General features: G+C 53.7%; 22 protein-coding genes. 15 read left to right on the top strand and 7 right to left on the bottom strand.

What is annotated here, in order from left to right; genetic code table 11:
• The first annotated feature begins 107 nt into the window (after nucleotides 1-107).
• From JCM10550_RS15835 to JCM10550_RS15795, 9 genes are all read left to right on the top strand, one after another.
• Nucleotides 108-689, top strand: a complete 582-nt coding sequence (locus JCM10550_RS15835; RefSeq protein ID WP_062400561.1) for a hypothetical protein — start codon at nucleotides 108-110, stop codon at nucleotides 687-689.
• Nucleotides 686-1,498 (top strand): PKD domain-containing protein, encoded by an 813-nt coding sequence (locus tag JCM10550_RS15830; protein WP_062400560.1) that lies wholly within the window; start codon nucleotides 686-688, stop codon nucleotides 1,496-1,498. The genes JCM10550_RS15835 and JCM10550_RS15830 overlap by 4 nt, the downstream gene beginning before the upstream one ends.
• A 410-nt stretch (nucleotides 1,499-1,908) precedes the next feature.
• Complete coding sequence (locus JCM10550_RS23860; RefSeq protein WP_157200373.1) at nucleotides 1,909-3,096, top strand: PKD domain-containing protein; 1,188 nt, start codon at nucleotides 1,909-1,911, stop codon at nucleotides 3,094-3,096.
• Between the two features lie 76 nt (nucleotides 3,097-3,172).
• On the top strand, nucleotides 3,173-3,544 hold the full coding sequence (locus JCM10550_RS15820; RefSeq protein WP_157200372.1) for a hypothetical protein: 372 nt from the start codon (nucleotides 3,173-3,175) through the stop codon (nucleotides 3,542-3,544).
• Nucleotides 3,545-3,587: 43 nt separating this feature from the next.
• On the top strand, nucleotides 3,588-3,848 hold the full coding sequence (locus JCM10550_RS15815; protein WP_062400554.1) for a hypothetical protein: 261 nt from the start codon (nucleotides 3,588-3,590) through the stop codon (nucleotides 3,846-3,848).
• Nucleotides 3,802-4,332 (top strand): hypothetical protein, encoded by a 531-nt coding sequence (locus JCM10550_RS15810; protein WP_172673942.1) that lies wholly within the window; start codon nucleotides 3,802-3,804, stop codon nucleotides 4,330-4,332. The genes JCM10550_RS15815 and JCM10550_RS15810 overlap by 47 nt, the downstream gene beginning before the upstream one ends.
• Nucleotides 4,333-4,334: 2 nt before the next feature.
• Nucleotides 4,335-5,330 carry a hypothetical protein gene (locus JCM10550_RS15805; RefSeq protein WP_157200370.1) on the top strand — a complete coding sequence of 332 codons (996 nt, stop codon included), beginning with the start codon at nucleotides 4,335-4,337 and terminating at the stop codon, nucleotides 5,328-5,330.
• 183 nt (nucleotides 5,331-5,513) lie between these two features.
• On the top strand, nucleotides 5,514-6,020 hold the full coding sequence (locus tag JCM10550_RS15800; protein WP_245619388.1) for a PKD domain-containing protein: 507 nt from the start codon (nucleotides 5,514-5,516) through the stop codon (nucleotides 6,018-6,020).
• Between the two features lie 77 nt (nucleotides 6,021-6,097).
• Entirely contained in the window at nucleotides 6,098-6,427 is a 330-nt protein-coding gene (locus JCM10550_RS15795; protein ID WP_157200369.1) for a hypothetical protein, read from the top strand.
• A gap of 298 nt (nucleotides 6,428-6,725) precedes the next feature.
• On the opposite strand, the gene JCM10550_RS15790 is transcribed toward JCM10550_RS15795, so the two are convergent.
• The 4 genes from JCM10550_RS15790 to JCM10550_RS19320 all read right to left on the bottom strand — a co-directional run bounded on the left by JCM10550_RS15790 (nucleotide 6,726) and on the right by JCM10550_RS19320 (nucleotide 8,641).
• Nucleotides 6,726-7,037: a hypothetical protein gene (locus JCM10550_RS15790; protein ID WP_062400545.1), complete on the bottom strand. Its 312-nt coding sequence runs from the start codon at nucleotides 7,035-7,037 to the stop codon at nucleotides 6,726-6,728.
• Between the two features lie 109 nt (nucleotides 7,038-7,146).
• Nucleotides 7,147-7,713 carry a nucleotidyltransferase domain-containing protein gene (locus JCM10550_RS15785; RefSeq protein ID WP_172673941.1) on the bottom strand — a complete coding sequence of 189 codons (567 nt, stop codon included), beginning with the start codon at nucleotides 7,711-7,713 and terminating at the stop codon, nucleotides 7,147-7,149.
• A 217-nt stretch (nucleotides 7,714-7,930) separates the two neighbouring features.
• Complete coding sequence (locus tag JCM10550_RS15780) at nucleotides 7,931-8,383, bottom strand: hypothetical protein (RefSeq protein ID WP_062400541.1); 453 nt, start codon at nucleotides 8,381-8,383, stop codon at nucleotides 7,931-7,933.
• Between the two features lie 93 nt (nucleotides 8,384-8,476).
• On the bottom strand, nucleotides 8,477-8,641 hold the full coding sequence (locus JCM10550_RS19320; RefSeq protein ID WP_218185268.1) for a hypothetical protein: 165 nt from the start codon (nucleotides 8,639-8,641) through the stop codon (nucleotides 8,477-8,479).
• A gap of 25 nt (nucleotides 8,642-8,666) precedes the next feature.
• Between JCM10550_RS19320 and JCM10550_RS15775 the strand changes: the two genes are divergently transcribed.
• The 3 genes from JCM10550_RS15775 to JCM10550_RS15765 are packed head-to-tail and all read left to right on the top strand — an operon-like array spanning nucleotide 8,667 to nucleotide 9,927.
• A complete protein-coding gene (locus JCM10550_RS15775; protein WP_062400540.1) occupies nucleotides 8,667-9,374 on the top strand; it encodes a hypothetical protein in 708 nt (235 codons plus the stop codon).
• Nucleotides 9,371-9,715, top strand: a complete 345-nt coding sequence (locus JCM10550_RS15770) for a hypothetical protein (protein WP_062400538.1) — start codon at nucleotides 9,371-9,373, stop codon at nucleotides 9,713-9,715. The genes JCM10550_RS15775 and JCM10550_RS15770 overlap by 4 nt, the downstream gene beginning before the upstream one ends.
• 11 nt (nucleotides 9,716-9,726) lie before the next feature.
• Nucleotides 9,727-9,927: a hypothetical protein gene (locus JCM10550_RS15765; protein ID WP_062400536.1), complete on the top strand. Its 201-nt coding sequence runs from the start codon at nucleotides 9,727-9,729 to the stop codon at nucleotides 9,925-9,927.
• 179 nt (nucleotides 9,928-10,106) lie between these two features.
• Here JCM10550_RS15765 and JCM10550_RS23855 read toward each other — a convergent pair whose 3' ends face one another.
• Genes JCM10550_RS23855 through JCM10550_RS23845 form a run of 3 tightly spaced genes read right to left on the bottom strand, consistent with a single transcriptional unit; the run spans nucleotide 10,107 to nucleotide 11,447 of the window.
• The gene (locus tag JCM10550_RS23855) at nucleotides 10,107-10,295 is read right to left on the bottom strand and encodes a DeoR family transcriptional regulator (RefSeq protein WP_062400534.1); all 189 of its coding nucleotides are present in this window, start codon (nucleotides 10,293-10,295) and stop codon (nucleotides 10,107-10,109) included.
• Nucleotides 10,292-11,077, bottom strand: coding sequence for a Fic family protein (locus tag JCM10550_RS23850; RefSeq protein WP_062400532.1), 786 nt, complete (start codon nucleotides 11,075-11,077; stop codon nucleotides 10,292-10,294). Before JCM10550_RS23850 ends, JCM10550_RS23855 begins: the two co-directional genes overlap by 4 nt.
• Nucleotides 11,078-11,102: 25 nt before the next feature.
• A complete protein-coding gene (locus JCM10550_RS23845; RefSeq protein WP_245619386.1) occupies nucleotides 11,103-11,447 on the bottom strand; it encodes a hypothetical protein in 345 nt (114 codons plus the stop codon).
• 1,085 nt (nucleotides 11,448-12,532) lie between these two features.
• On the opposite strand from JCM10550_RS23845, the gene JCM10550_RS15740 reads away from it, so the two are divergent.
• The 3 genes from JCM10550_RS15740 (at nucleotide 12,533) to JCM10550_RS15735 (ending at nucleotide 14,859) form a co-directional block, all read left to right on the top strand.
• The gene (locus JCM10550_RS15740; RefSeq protein WP_157200367.1) at nucleotides 12,533-13,993 is read left to right on the top strand and encodes a right-handed parallel beta-helix repeat-containing protein; all 1,461 of its coding nucleotides are present in this window, start codon (nucleotides 12,533-12,535) and stop codon (nucleotides 13,991-13,993) included.
• A gap of 5 nt (nucleotides 13,994-13,998) precedes the next feature.
• Complete coding sequence (locus JCM10550_RS25435) at nucleotides 13,999-14,118, top strand: hypothetical protein (RefSeq protein ID WP_281175443.1); 120 nt, start codon at nucleotides 13,999-14,001, stop codon at nucleotides 14,116-14,118.
• 222 nt (nucleotides 14,119-14,340) lie between these two features.
• Nucleotides 14,341-14,859, top strand: coding sequence for a hypothetical protein (locus tag JCM10550_RS15735; protein WP_062400524.1), 519 nt, complete (start codon nucleotides 14,341-14,343; stop codon nucleotides 14,857-14,859).
• The last annotated feature ends 142 nt before the right edge of the window (nucleotides 14,860-15,001 follow it).

The raw sequence follows: 15,001 nt of genomic DNA, 5'->3' as shown, positions 1-15,001 counted from the left end.
TATATTTTAAATGATCCTTGGGACGGACAGATTCATAGGCTCAATGAAAATTGTTACGCAACGAAATACAATACAGCAGGTTCGACCTACGATCCGGCAAATCGGATTTGGGGGGGCATCAGGGTGTACAGTGGAAAAAAGGCAATTATTCCAAATCCTCCTACCCCCCCCTCACTCCTGGTATAATTACAGGACCCGGGATAACAATAGAAACACTTACTCCAACGTTACAATGGGCGGCAAGCGAGGGCGGGGGGGCTGACTACTACTCCATTTACGTTAGTAAGTATCCTTATGGATTTAGTAATCTTGTCATAGATCAAAGCCCCGTTTATGGCACATCATGGTCTGTTCCAATCGGTAAACTGGTAAATGGCGAAGAATACTGCTGGAATATGCAGGCACACAAAGCAGGGAAAGATAGTGAATATTCAGAAATAAGACTATATTTCCAAACCAAGGTAAACGAACCTCCGAACACTCCGTCGACTCCCTACGGCGAGACGGATGGAGCTCCGGGTACTCTCTACGCCTACACAACCTCTGCTACTGACCCTGACGGTGATGAGGTTAAATTCACGTTTGACTGGGGGGGCGACGGGGGGGAAACGTCTGAGACTGGTTTTGTTCCTTCAGGGAGCAAAAAATTGTATCTCACAGCTGGTCCAGTGTCGGCACCTATTTCGTGAAGGCGAAGGCTACCGATAGTAACGGCGAATCATCCGGATGGTCGAGTGCACTGATCGTGAGAATAGATTCGGAAAACACTCCTCCGAACACTCCTTCGACTCCCAACGGTGAGACCAATGGAGTTCCTGGCACTCTCTATGCATACGTGACCTCTGCTACCGACCCAAATGGTGACCAAGTCAAATACACATTTGACTGGGGTGACGGGAAAACGTCTGAGACCACCCTTGTCAGTTCCGGCAGCACTAAAATTGATTCTCACAGCTGGTCCAGTGCCGGCACCTATTTCGTGAAGGCGAAGGCTACCGATAGTAACGGCGAATCATCCGGATGGTCGAGTGCACTGGCCGTGACAATCGATTCGGAATGCACTCCTCCGAACAGTCCGTCGACTCCCTACGGCGAGACGGATGGAGCTCCGGGCACTCTCTACGCCTACACAACCTCTGCTACTGACCCTGACGGTGATGAGGTTAAATTCACGTTTGACTGGGGGCGACGGGGGAAACTTCTGAGACTGGTTTTGTTCCTTCAGGGAGCAAAAATTGTATCTCACAGCTGGTCCAGTGCCGGCACCTATTTCGTAAAGGCGAAGGCTACCGATAGTAACGGCGAATCATCCGGATGGTCGAGTGCACTGGCTGTGACAATAGATACGAACACTCCTCCGAACAGTCCGTCGACTCCCTACGGCGAGACGGATGGAGCTCCGGGTACTCTCTACGCCTACACAACCTCTGCTACTGACCCTGACGGTGATGAGGTTAAATTCACGTTTGACTGGGGGGGCGACGGGGGAAACGTCTGAGACTGGGTTTGTCACTTCAGGCATCGCTGCAAGTGCCTCTCATAGTTGGAGCAACGCAGACACATATTCCGTAAAGGCAAAAGCAACCGACGCAAAAGGCGCATCCTCTGAATGGTCAAGCATAAAGACCCTGACGATAGCAGCAGACAACCCATCAGGCTCAGAAACGTGGGAGGTCATAGACACAATACAACTCACCGAAGAAAAAATGCCACGGGCGGTTGCGATCAGTGGATCTAAAGCTTACGTAGGAAGTGATCCTGCCGGTATAACGGTTATTGATTTGGATTCTAATGAAATAATTAACACAATTTCATTCAGTCCTTATCCCGGGGCTTGCCCCCGGATATATTGATTTTTCAGGGAACAAAGCATACATAGCACTTAGTAATCTCGGTTCAAATGGTCAGTTGGCCGTTATCAACACGGACGATGATACTATCTCTACGTATATTCCGGTTGGCTGTGATCCTTTGGGTGTTGCAACGCTTAATGACAAAATCTTTGTAACAAATAATGTCCACTGGACAAATGGGGATCCTGCTACCGTCAGTGTGATAAATACTAATACCAATTCGATTACTGCCTCCATTCCAGTGGGGATTAATCCGATATGTATTGAAATTAATCCCATTACCAGAAGGGCCTATGTTTCAAACGTCAATGATTTATCGAAATCTGTCAGCGTGATAAATACAGATACCAATTCTGTTGTGGCCACCATCCCAATGGACAGCCCGCCTAAGGCTGTAGCAATCGTTGGTGATTACGCGTATGTCACAGCAGGTGATTGGCAAGCGGGCTTGGTTGAGATCATTGATACAAAAACGAATCAAATAATATCATCCATTCAGGTTGGTAAAGAGGCGGTTGGCATTGCCAAATCGGATAGCCACATATTTGTGGCAAATCAGTTTTCGGACACATTAAGTATAATAAATACTTCTACAAACAGCGTGGTCTCGGTAGTTGAAGTGGGGCACTTTCCTACGTATGTGGCCTTCGATCCTTTGACATGCAGGGTTTTTGTAACCAATCCGGGTGATAAGACAATATCCGTTATTGAACAAAGAAATAATATAATAGAGGCTCCGGTTGCTAGTTTCACAGCCAATGCCACAGCAGGATCTCTCCCTTTTTCAGTGCAGTTTTCCGACACCTCCGCAGGGAACCCAACAGCATGGAACTGGACGTTCGGCGACGGTGGGATGTCAACGGAACAGCACCCGGTGCACACCTACACAACTGCCGAAAATTACGCTGTCAGCCTCACTGTAAAAAATGAAGGTGGGTCTGACACCCTGAACATCAATGACTACATTAAAGTTTCATGTTTACCAGTGGCAACAACTAAGGTTACTACTTTCCCATCATCATCGACGCTCGCCGTAGGTGAAACACAGGAATTTACAATAGTGCTTGAAAACGTTACTGAGGGTCTCTCTGGGTATAATATCACCGCAGACCTGCTCCCGTGGTCTCCGGATGGTCCGTCACCGGAGCCACCTTGCTTGAGTGCTCTCACCACTTCGACAGGCACAGACGTTGCGAAATGGTCGGGGGGGCTACCTATCCATCCTGGGCAAAAATTCCGATGAACAGTTCATTCCCGGCAGATCAAGTATTCCTTAAGGCAGTTGATATTCAAGATGTGGTAAAGCCAGGATGATAAATGTGACACTCTGCACTCTTACCGTCCATGGTGATGCGCCCGGAACAGCGGTCATGAGGATCACTGCCCGAACTGTTGACGATGACGTAGGAGGACGCTACGAACCTACCTTTGTCTATGCCTCTCTGACCGTGCAGGCTACAGTGCCGTTCCCGAACCCTGCCGGCGGCAACTTCTCACCACCGACTGACCTGGACGGTGACGGTTTGTATGAAGATCTCGACGGCAACGACTTCATCGGGTTCAATGATGTGGTTATCTACTACAAGAACATGAACTTCATCGAGTCGAAACAGCCGCTTGCGGCATTCGACTACGATGGAAGTGGATTTGTCGGTTTCAACGATGTGGTCAAACTCTACCAGATGGTGTAATGGAGCATGCGAACGTTTACAGCCATCCTCTGTGTTGTAGCCCTTGCTTCCCTCACTTGTCCGGCCTTGGCATCACCGGCGCTGGGGGGGGCCTGATCTCCTCTCCCTCCCGGCAGGAGGGAGCACAGCAGACCTGACGATCACCTTGGACGGTGTCACGGCAGGACTCTCTGGCTATAATCTGAGCCTTACCCTGAACCCGACCGGTATTGCCGAGATCGTGGCGGTCGGATATCCTGACTGGGGGGAATATGCCGATGAACGGCACCATGCCGACGGCGAACACCTGGATCCAGGCCGTTGACTTGGGGATGAAGTCAGAACCCGGAGACGGCCCGGTCTTCCTCGCTACCATCACCATCAGGGCACTCACCGATGGCAAGGCCGTGTTGACGGTGACGCCGGGCATCGTTGATGACGACTTGGGCGAGCGCTATACCCTCAATCCCTTGCAAGTGCCAGTGTGGATCGGGGCGGGAAATGCGGCGACGATCGAAACAGGGGGGGACGGGCCGACGGAGCGGGAGGTATCACCTTCACCTACAGTAGAGGTAATTAGCGAGAAACCTTCATCTTCACCGTTGCCCCCCCCGACATCCGAGACGACAGAGATTGTGACCACATCTCCTTCTCAATCTTCATCTCCCTCCCCCCCACCAACCCCCCCTGCCGACGAACAGACGACCACTCCGGCCGAGGCGACACCTGGTTTTGACTGGGGCACTTCCTGCCTTGCCGGTCTGGCACTGTGTGCACTCCTTCTGTTGAAGATGAAACGAGGTGAATGATCATGGTAGTGCAATACCGACGATCCCTTTTGTTCCTCCTTCTCCTCTCACTGCTGGCAACGGGCGTCGTTGCGGCAGATGGACCTCAAATCATCCTTGATGCCGCTGACGCCACCCTTGAGGTGGGTGAAACCACCACCGTGGCGGTGGTGATGGATGCCGTTCCCTCTGGTCTCTCCGGGTTCAATATTACGGTCTCTCTCACCGAACCATCTGTTGCAGAGATCGTCGGAGTATCATATCCCCCATGGGCGAACATGCCGGTGAACAGCAGCCTTCCTGCCGACACGGTGTATGCACAGGCGATCGACCTCATGGGTTCGATCGGTGCCGGTGCAACGAACCTCACCCTTTGCACCCTGACCCTACGCGGCGACACACCCGGCACCACAAACCTGAGCATCACTGCCGCCAAGATCGACGACGATGTCGCCGGACGGTATGCATCGACCACTGCCTCCACCCCCCCCATCACGGTAGGGGACATCCCCGGCACCAACCCCCCCCAACCCCCCCCAACCCCCCCAACACCATCCCTTCGAACAGGGCTCTCGTTCAGCCCGGTTGATGCGACGATAGTTCCCGGTGAGAGAGCCTGCTACGCACTGGTGATGGATACCGCTCCGACTGGACTTTCCGGGTTCAATATTACTGTCTCTCTCACCGAACCATCTGTTGCAGAGATCGTCGGGGGGGTATCATATCCCCCCCCATGGGCGAACATGCCGGTGAATGGCAGCCTTCCTGCCGACACGGTGTATGCACAGGCGATCGACCTCATGGGTTCGATCGGTGCTGGTGCAACGAACCTCACCCTTTGCACCCTGACCCTCCGCGGCGACACACCCGGCACCACAAACCTGAGCATCACTGCCGCCAAGATCGACGACGATGTCGCCGGACGGTATGCACCGACCACTGCCTCCACCTCCATCACGGTAGGGGGACACCCCCCCAACACCATCCTTTCGAACAGGGCTCTCGTTCAGCCCGGTTGATGCGACGATAGTTCCCGGTGAGAGGGCCTGCTACGCACTGGTGATGGATACCGCTCCCGCCGGACTTTCCGGGTTTAATATTACCGTCTCTCTCACCGAACCATATGTTGCTGATATTGTCGGTGTGTCCTATCCCCCCCATGGGCGATCATGCCTGTAAATGGAAGTCTTCCTGCTGATTCAGTGTATGTTCAGGCAGTCGACCTCATGGGTTCGGTCGACAGCGGTGTGACGAATCTCACCCTTTGCAACCTGACGATAAGAGGCGATGCCCCCCCCGGCACTACGAATCTTAGCATTACTGCCACCAAGATCGACGACGATGTCGCCGGTAGATATTCCCCCCCAGAGACCACAGATGTCTGTCTCCGTGTGGAGACCCTCTCACTAATGGAGGCGAATTTCACCGCCAACATCACCACCGGCACCGCCCCTCTGACGGTGCAGTTCACCGACACATCAACAGGCACCCCAACCTCCTGGTCCTGGAACTTCGGCGACGGTGCCACCTCCACTGATCAAAATCCAACACATACCTACCAGAACGCAGGAACCTATGATGTCACCCTCACGGTCTCAAATGCAGAAGGCACCGATTCACTGACAAAACATGAGTATATTTCTGTGACAAACATGTCTCCATCTGTCTCAACCATTGAGCTCCCCCCCTCTCACCTGGCTGGAACATGATATCCATACCGATCACCGATGCTAACCTAACGCTTCCTCCTGAGGTTTCAGATGTTATCTATACGTACAACCCTGAGGTGCGTTCTTATGTTGCATCGGACATCGCCACTTTGGAACCGTGCAGAGGCTACTGGGTGGCAGCAACGGCAGAATGCACCATCAGAGCAACGGGAACTGAACTGAATTGCTATGGAGCGAATTTAACTCCGGGCTGGAATATGATCGGTTCTGTGTATGATCCAGTCGCGTTTGACGACCTTCAGGTGACTCCGGAAGGGGCTGTTCAGATGAATGTATATTTGTATAATCCCCCCCAACTGCAGAGCTACCAGTTGACGTCCACGCTTTCTCCAGGGTCTGCTTACTGGGTTTCGGCGACGAGATACTGTAATCTGAATGTCAGTTGAATATTTACTGAAAATAATATTTTTTTGGCCTTGTAGAAATACTTGAGAAAACTAGTATCCTGTCAAATCGGTATTGGATGGACAGGCTCACTATAACCCCCCCGCATTTTTGAGAAATCAGTTGCTTTGGACGTTTGGTTCCGGATGGGTTGTAAAAAATCTGCACTCAGGATGTATGGTTCCAAAAATTCAGGCATCTCTTTGATCGGGAAGCCATGGTATCTTGTCTCACGGTTGGTTTCGACCCTCATCAATCAGAATCATCAATGTCTTGCGCAATTCCTGCACCTGTTTTTCATCAAGTCCGTTGACAACGGATTTGCAGGTAACCAGAAACCGGGGGTACACGCTTTGAAAGCGTGGCGGAAAACTCCTCGGAGACTGTAGTTGTGACATAATACTGTGTTTCCACACGTGCCCGTCGTGCCGTATCTAACAGATCACATTCATCGGGAGTGAAGTATTCATTGAGAAGATTCCGCATAATTTCGATGGTGCAGCTATGGTTTTCAGACTTGATCCCGATTTTCATAAGCAGTGAGTACAGGGAGAAATACAGAGAATAGTATCCGGTTGAGATCTTCCAGTCAAACGAGGATACGGAATGCATTGCCTCCAGGCTTCTTCCGCCTTTATCTGGTATGCAGATGCAAGATTGTCATTCGGTTCGACAAGTTTGATGCCGTTTTTGATTCCGGCACACCACGCCAGTTTATCTTTCATGCGAGAACCTCCCGGACAAACGAGTCCGCGTTCTTCCAGACGATATGGTTTTTCTTCACTTCTGTCAGGAGAGGATCGAATTGTTCCTGCGAAGCAAACGCTGTTTTTGGGTATACTATGGTATTAATTTCGATATGATACAGTTTTTCCAGTTTTTTCACTGCCTCTTCATCGGTAGTTCCTGCGATGAAGATGTCGATGTCGGAATCTTCTGTAGCGGTGCCGGTTGCGTAACTTCCGAAGAGAAGAACAATCCCTTCCGAAAATGTGGCGATTTTGTTCAGAATTTCTGATATGTATGGCTCTTTTTCCAGAAAGCGGATCTTTTTATAGATCTCAGTCAGGGTAAAATACTGGATCGAAATCTCACCGTGTTTTATCCGGAAGAGCCGGATTTTACCACGCTTTGAGGATGAGAGCACACGTTTCTCTTCTAACCGGACAAGAATTGTCTGCACCGTCCCGTGACTGAAAGGGAGATGGCGACACATTTCCCGGATATAATATTCATTATCGTATCCGTTGGAAAATGTGGAGAGTAGCATGAGCGTGTTGTCATTCATGTTCAATATTTTAGACATATGTCTAATATATTAGACAATCTGATTTAGCTGTTGTGGTGGGGGGGGATGTTTGGTTTATTCTCACGGAGTATGGGGGGGGATACGAAGCAGTGTCATGGGAGAGTTCCGTTTCGCGTCCCGGTTTTCTGTGCGGGGGGGGTTGGCGGGCCGGGCCAAAGGTACCGTACTTACACAGAAAAGCGAAGAGCCCAAAAAATTATTTTAACGAAAATGATCCGGGGATGCGGAACCTCAGCTCATAAATCTGAAACGCCCAAATCCATTGCATGAAGAACAAATCTTTTCGGTTTGTCTCTTGAATGGCTTTCGTATTGGAATCTCCCACAATATTTAAACGCATATTTCGGGTGTTCGTCCCTTTTTCTCGATAAAAAAGAATTATCTCATTGCCATCTATTTCATGGTCAAGAATCATCTGATCCGTTCTCCCTGCGGTCTGCCCTTCAAATGTTAATTTTGAACCATCGAGATCATCATAGTAATCAGTATGGTCTAAGGTTTTATTTTTCGTCACAAATAGCCAGACCGAAGAGTGGCCTTTCGGCTTGAATATCCCGTTATTTATTGTCGCATCCTTAATTTGAAACAATTTTTTGAGATCATTCCGAGAATAGAGGGAAAATAGATTGAGCGACTCGGAGGTATTCATAATGGTAAATTAAGCGTTGTATATGATAATTCTTACAATTGCGATTTTTCCGAAAAAACATCGCCCCCCCATTCTTGAACAGCGCTTTACCCTTCACACCATTTCTGATGCGATATGACACCTCCATGCCGAACCTTTTTTCGGAGAACTACAACACCCGACCCATTCTCGGCCACCCATCCAACCACTCCACCTCCCCCCCCGGCAGTAGGTGGCGGGGGGGGCGTAGCCTGCATACACCATATCATGCAAATTCATTGCTCCCGAAGTCCTACCTCTAAGCATGCACACCCGTCCGGCCTCCTCTCTTGACTTGTTCACCGATTCCGTCAGGCTCATGGGCGATGCCACCCTGTGCGGGGGGGTGATGGAGTTTGACCGGAACCTTGACCCGGACGCTCTGGAAAAGGCCGCTCAGGCATGTCTCATGGCCCATCCCGTGCTTCACAGCCGTCTTGTCCGGGGGGGAAATTGCCCGGCGGTCTGGGAGATGGCAGATGTCCCGGTCCCTCCGGTGCGGGTGGAGGAATGCGACGAAAACTACCACCCCCCCCGGGTCACCGGCCCCCCCGTCGATCCCTCCGGGCCGCTGCAGTTTCGCGTACGGTTGCTGCGCCGACCTTCGGGTGATGTGATCGTCATCAACCTCGCCCATGCCGCCGCCGATGCATTCGGTCTGCACACGCTCATGTCCCAGCTGTTGCAGGAATACCAGACGCCCGGCAGCATCTCTCCCGCACAAGGGGGGGAATCCCGGAACGTGACACCCTCTGGACTCAGGAAATGGATCCGGAAGCAACACCCGTCCCCCCCGGATATGGACGTGATCAATCCCATGTGGCCCGATCCGTTCGGGACGTCATCCCGGCCTTCCACGTATCACCGGGAATGCGTCAGCTCTCCTGCACTTACGGCAATGCGCAGCTCTGCACGAACGCTCGGGGGGGCAGTCTCAACGACGGGCTCCTGGCAGCCTACTTTCTTTCCATGAGTGACCTCACCGGCCATCGGGGGGGGCCGATGGACGTCTTCTTCCCCGTCAACCTGCGCCAGCACAGAAACGACGGCTCACGGGTGATGAGCAACCAGGCCGCCAATGTCTGCTTTCCTCTCGAACGCCGGGGGGGGAAAGAAGGGATGAAAGACCTGCTCCCCCGGGTCATCAGGGAGACAAAGCTCCTGAAGGGAGACGCCATCGGCATCCGTGAACAGGTTCGGATGGACCGGTGCTCCGACCCGGAAGGCAGACAGATTCAGCAGATGGTGGAGGAGATGGCGGCCCTTCAGACTTCGGGTCTTGCGGATATCTTCCTCTCGAATCCCGGACCTTAACCCTCCCGGATATGCAAGGGCTCACGGATGCCTATGTCTGCTATCCCGGATGCTCCATGCCCGCCAGCTGTTTTATCACCAGCACGTTCCGGGGGGGGCAGATGACCGTCACCATGGGGGGGTATCAGGACAGTGTTCGGGCAAGAGAGGGAACCCGGAAGGCGCTGGCATTCTTCATGCAGCATCTTTGGTCACTGGCGGATGGTTGGTGAGACGGAAACCTTCCGGATTCCTCCGGGGGGGCAGGGTAGCCTGTTGGGATAGTACGGAAGAGAATTTCTCTCATCCTTCTTTTACCCGAAGGGATTCATTCCCCCCCTGAACCGGTCCCTCTATCATAATATTTGGTGAAGGTGCCCCCCCGTCTGTTTCATCTGCCGGGTTTTTTTATCTATTGTGTCTCGTTCTCGAGGTTGCAGTCTTCATTGAAGATGAACATGAACTCTCGGCCGCGTTTTTCCTTTCTGATGTAGCCTTTCCCGGCAAGGTCGAGGAGGTCGGTTCTGGCCGTCTGGTAGACAACATCGTGCGTCTCCGAAATCTCTCTGATGGTGAAATACTGCTCGCGGTGTTCCATCATCGCCTGAGAATGTCTGCCTGCCTTTGACTGATGTTCCGAACCGTTTTTATCATCGCTTTGGTCGCGTTCTGCTCGCTCTGCTTTCTCTCGATATAGGCGAGCAGGTCTTTGCGGGCCTCCTCGATGCATTGGATCTGATACTGGATGAAGTAGGTGAGGTCCATCTCGTCGTATTCGCTGTGGAGGTAGGCGAGGGCATAGTCTTTCTTGGACCGCAGGATGATCCGGGAGATGGGCATGTACTCGAAGAGCCAGTAGCCCTGCGAGAGGACGTACCAGTAGAAGATGCTGCGTGCGGTCCTGCCATTGCCGTCCTCGAAGGGGTGGATGTAGCCGATGAGGAAGTGGAGGATGATGCCCCCCCGGACGATGGGGGGGTGAATGAAGATGCCGGTATCGTCATCGTCGGCGGCGTTTGCGAACCGGCAGAGGGCGTCGATGAGGCCGGGGGGGACCTCGGTGTACTCCGGAGGGGTGTGATGGACGACGCCGGTGACGGGGTCGGCGACGACGATCTCGTTATTGTCCCTGAAACGTCCGACGAAGACATCGTCCAGGGTGTTCTCGGTGACGGTGCGGTGGAGGGCAAGGATGAACTCCGGGGGGGTGAGGGGGGGAAAGTCCTTCTTTTCCCGGATGAAGCGCATGGCCCGGTAGTTGTTGATCACCATCTGCTCGGAGGTGTTCCTTGGGCCTCTCCCTTTTCTGAGCATCTCTTTGGCAACATTGCGGGTGGTCGCCGCCCCCCCTTCGAGGATACTGGAGGCGATGGACTCCTCCATGAGGGAGTTGATGATGTAGGACTGTTCAAGTCTGATGGTCTTGTTGTGAACCCGGAGGGTGCCCGAGAGGTACTGGTCGAAGATGTGGAGGCTGCGCGAGATCTCGGGGGGGGTGGTCGAGTATTTGAGGGAGAGGGGGGGGAAAGGGAACGGCCTCGTAGCGCATGGCGCGAAGCATCTTCATCACCGCCCAGGCCGTCATCCTCTTCTCCGGATCGGGGATGCGGTAGGTGAGGTCATCCCAGGCAAGGTAACGGCTGTTGTATTCGGTCACCACCTTTACGAACGCGGAGTCCTGATGTATTTTTTCGATTGTCTGAAAGGCTATTTCATCCCAGGCTTCGGGTGGTTTTTCAGGGAGTTTGTTCATGAGTGCGACCTGCCAAATACTAATTTGATACAGATTAGTATTTCATTAGTATTTTGATCGGGATCTATAAAATACTAATTTTACATAAATTAGTATTTCGTTAGTAGTTCGGGGGGGTGGGGGGGGAAGAAAAGAGGCAGCGTCTTTCACCCCGGGAATTCTGCATGACAGACAGATGCATCGGAGGAATCCCGTCTGATCAAACCCCTGAATTTCTCAAATTTCTGTTAAATAACCCTTAAATATCGTACAAATCATCTCAAAACCTCTCCCATTGCCCCCCCAAAAAAACCATCCCCCCCCACAGACGCCCGGAGCGGGCCTTTCTCACCCCCCCGGACACCCTGCACATCCTCTCAAACCATCCGCCAACAGCGTGCCCGTATTAGTCCATGATCTATCGTATTCAGAGCAAATAGCAGAAATTCCTGCCGTATTTTTCCCCCCCGAAAATGATGCATCCGAAAAACACCAAAATACGTTTATTCTATGCCCCCCCGATTCGACCTCACCGGATCGAAAAAGGGGGTCATGAGGGATCACACCCGCCAATAACTTCGGGTATATCTGAACAAATCCTGCAAAAAACTTCGGGTATACTATAAGTTTATACAGGCAGGGGGGGGCTATGACTTCAGTCGTGGGCAGTCCCATTTCACCATCTCATCCAAAAGCCACCATCAAAACCATCCCTCCTCTCCTGCTTTCTCGCAGAAACCATCTTATACGAATATACTGTATGATACCGCCATGTCCAGTTACACACCGATCACCGGCATTGCGCTGATGATCGCATTTTTCTCTTTCCTTTTGGTGGGGGTGCGGGGGGGCAGCAGATGACCTGCAGATCCCCCTTTGGCACCGAATGATACGGCCCCGGAAACCGACTCCTTTTTGCTTCAGGTTCCGGAAGATCTGACCCCGATCACCGCCCCGGCCGTAATCGACCGTCCGGGTGCTATCTGCTCACGAACAACCTCTCCGAATCGGGTGCACAGACGGCCCTGTGGATACAGTCATCCGACGTCTTCCTTGACGGCGGGGGCCATCACCTCGAAGGGGTATTGAGCCTGAATACCACTGGGGTGCGGGCCGAAAACCTCTCCGAAACGCTCCACAATGTCAGCGTCACCAACCTCTCCGTCAGCGGCTGGGAGTTTGGCCTTGGGGGGGTAACCGGGGGGGTGGAGAACGGCATGCTCCAACAAGTCCGGGCGACCGGCAACCAGGACGGGATTGGCATTGACCAATCCCCCGGTCTCATTGTCCAGAACTGCACCGTGACCGACAACATACCCCTGGAAGAAGGAGGCGTCTTCTTTGGCGGTAGCGGCATTGACGTGAGCAATTCCCCCGGCACCCACATCCTGAACTCCACCGTCAGCCATAATGGATGGGGGGGCGAAGAACTCCCTGCCGTCGGCGGCTATGGCATCCTGTCGACGAACAACACCGGTCTGCTTGTCTCCAACTGTGTCGTTGACGGAAATGTCAACACCGGTATCTGGAACGAGTATGCGAAAGACACCCAAGTGCTGGGCAACCAGTTCCACACCAACGGGGGCAACGGCGGTATCTTCATGACGGCCCCCCCGACTGACGACCCGGTGATGAACGCCGTCATCGCGGAGAACACCATATCGGGGAGCGGCTGGGGGCATATGCTCATCAGAAACGATTACCTCGTCCAAAACAACACGGTGAGCGAATGCGGCTTTGGCATCCTGCTTGACACCAGCCGGAATGCAACGCTGATTGGCAATGTGATGCATGACAACGAACTGAATTTCGGCGTCGACGGCAACGCATATGAGAACTACCTCCACCAGGTCGATACCTCCAATACCGTCAACGGCCGGGTCGTCTCCTACCTTGTGGACCAGCCCGGTGCCGTTGTTGACGCTGCCACCGGGGGGGCGGGAACAATCTACGGGATCTCCTGTCCGGACCTCATCATCCGGGACCTCGACCTCGCAAACAATCTCTTCGGCGTATTCCTGCTGGCATCCGACCGGGCCGTGATCACGAACGTGACCGCAACACAGAACGTGAACGGGTTTTTGATCCAGGAGAGTGATGACGTGCGTATCGAAGCGTCCGTCGCCAACGATAACACCAACACGGGATTTTCTCTCGTGGCCTCGGACGATCTTTGGATGACCGGTGCAGAGGCCGCCCGGAACATCGGGGGGGGAATGGACGAGGGCACGGGAATCTATGCAGAAAACTGTTGGAATATCTCCCTTCAGCAGGTGAACGCCAGCGATAACAACTTCGCCGGAATTGATGTGGAGGACAGCGCTCGGGTATCCCTGGTGGATGTGACCGCTGACGCCAATCTCGTCGGCCTGATCCTCGGGGGGGGAGATACCATTCAGGTCACCGGCTGCGTGATCCGCGACAGCGTGGGTCCCGGTATCGGTATGTATGATTCCACCAACGCCACATTCTGGAACAACTACTTCCTCAATGAGGAGAATGTCGACCTCTCTCAGGGGGGGTCGTCACCGGATCTTCCTGGAACATATCAAAGGCACCCGGCCTGAATATCGTGAACGGCCCCCCCTTTTTGGGCGGTAACTACTGGGCAAAACCGGACGGCACCGGCTGGTCGCAGATCACCCCCCCTGACCGGGGGCGACGGTTTCTGCAATGCCTCGTTTGTGCTTGACGTAGGCAACGTTGATCTCCTGCCGCTTGTGTATTATCCCGCACCGGTGGCCAATTTCACCGCCGCCCCCCCCACCGGGGGCCGTTCCCCCCCCTGACGGTCCGGTTCCAGGACGAATCGACCGGGAACATTACCGACTGGCACTGGTCCTTCGGGGGGGACGGCCAGATTTCTGAGCTGCAAAACCCGGAACACCAGTATACCACGGTCGGCCGCTATTCGGTGACCCTGAACGTAACGGGCCCCACCGGACAGAGTGAACTGACCCGTCCGGATCTCATCTCCGTGACAATGCCCGTCAGCGACGGGGGGGATGACGGCAGTCTGGCGGCGATGTCCTACGATGAAACGGGTTTCCTGGTGACCGGCTCGCAGGGGGGGACTGTGCTTGCGGGGGGGGTCGAGGTGGATGCCGGGGGGGATAGCATCGGGACACTGGTCATTTCGAAAGGGGGGGTGGTGGCCCGTGACAAAGACGGGAAATCGCTCCGTGAAGTGACCATCGTAGCGTCCGGTGCACCTGCACCTGAAGCAGGCGCCGCCTTTGCCCTCACCGACTACGCCTACACCTGCGGCCCTGCCGGTGCGACGTTCTCGCCTGCCATTGCGCTCGTCTTCAGCTTTACCGGGGGGGAGGAATGGGAGGCCCTCATGGCAGGCGGCCGACCGCTTACGGTCATGCGCTATAATGAAGTGACCGGTGCCTATGAGGGGGGGTGCCGACCTCGGTCAACGCGGTGACACGGACGGTCACCGCACACGTGACCCGCTTCAGTGTCTTTGCCCTGATGCATGCGATGCCGCAGGGGACGGAGACGCCGGTGCCCACCACCGTTGTTCCGACGACCGCTTCGACCGCATCCCTGGCCACCCCCCCGCTGAC

This window comes from Methanogenium cariaci JCM 10550, assembly GCF_001315945.1.
Classification (GTDB): domain Archaea; phylum Halobacteriota; class Methanomicrobia; order Methanomicrobiales; family Methanomicrobiaceae; genus Methanogenium; species Methanogenium cariaci.
Note: the sequence above shows the minus strand (reverse complement) of the source record. Positions and strands in the feature narration are given on the sequence as shown.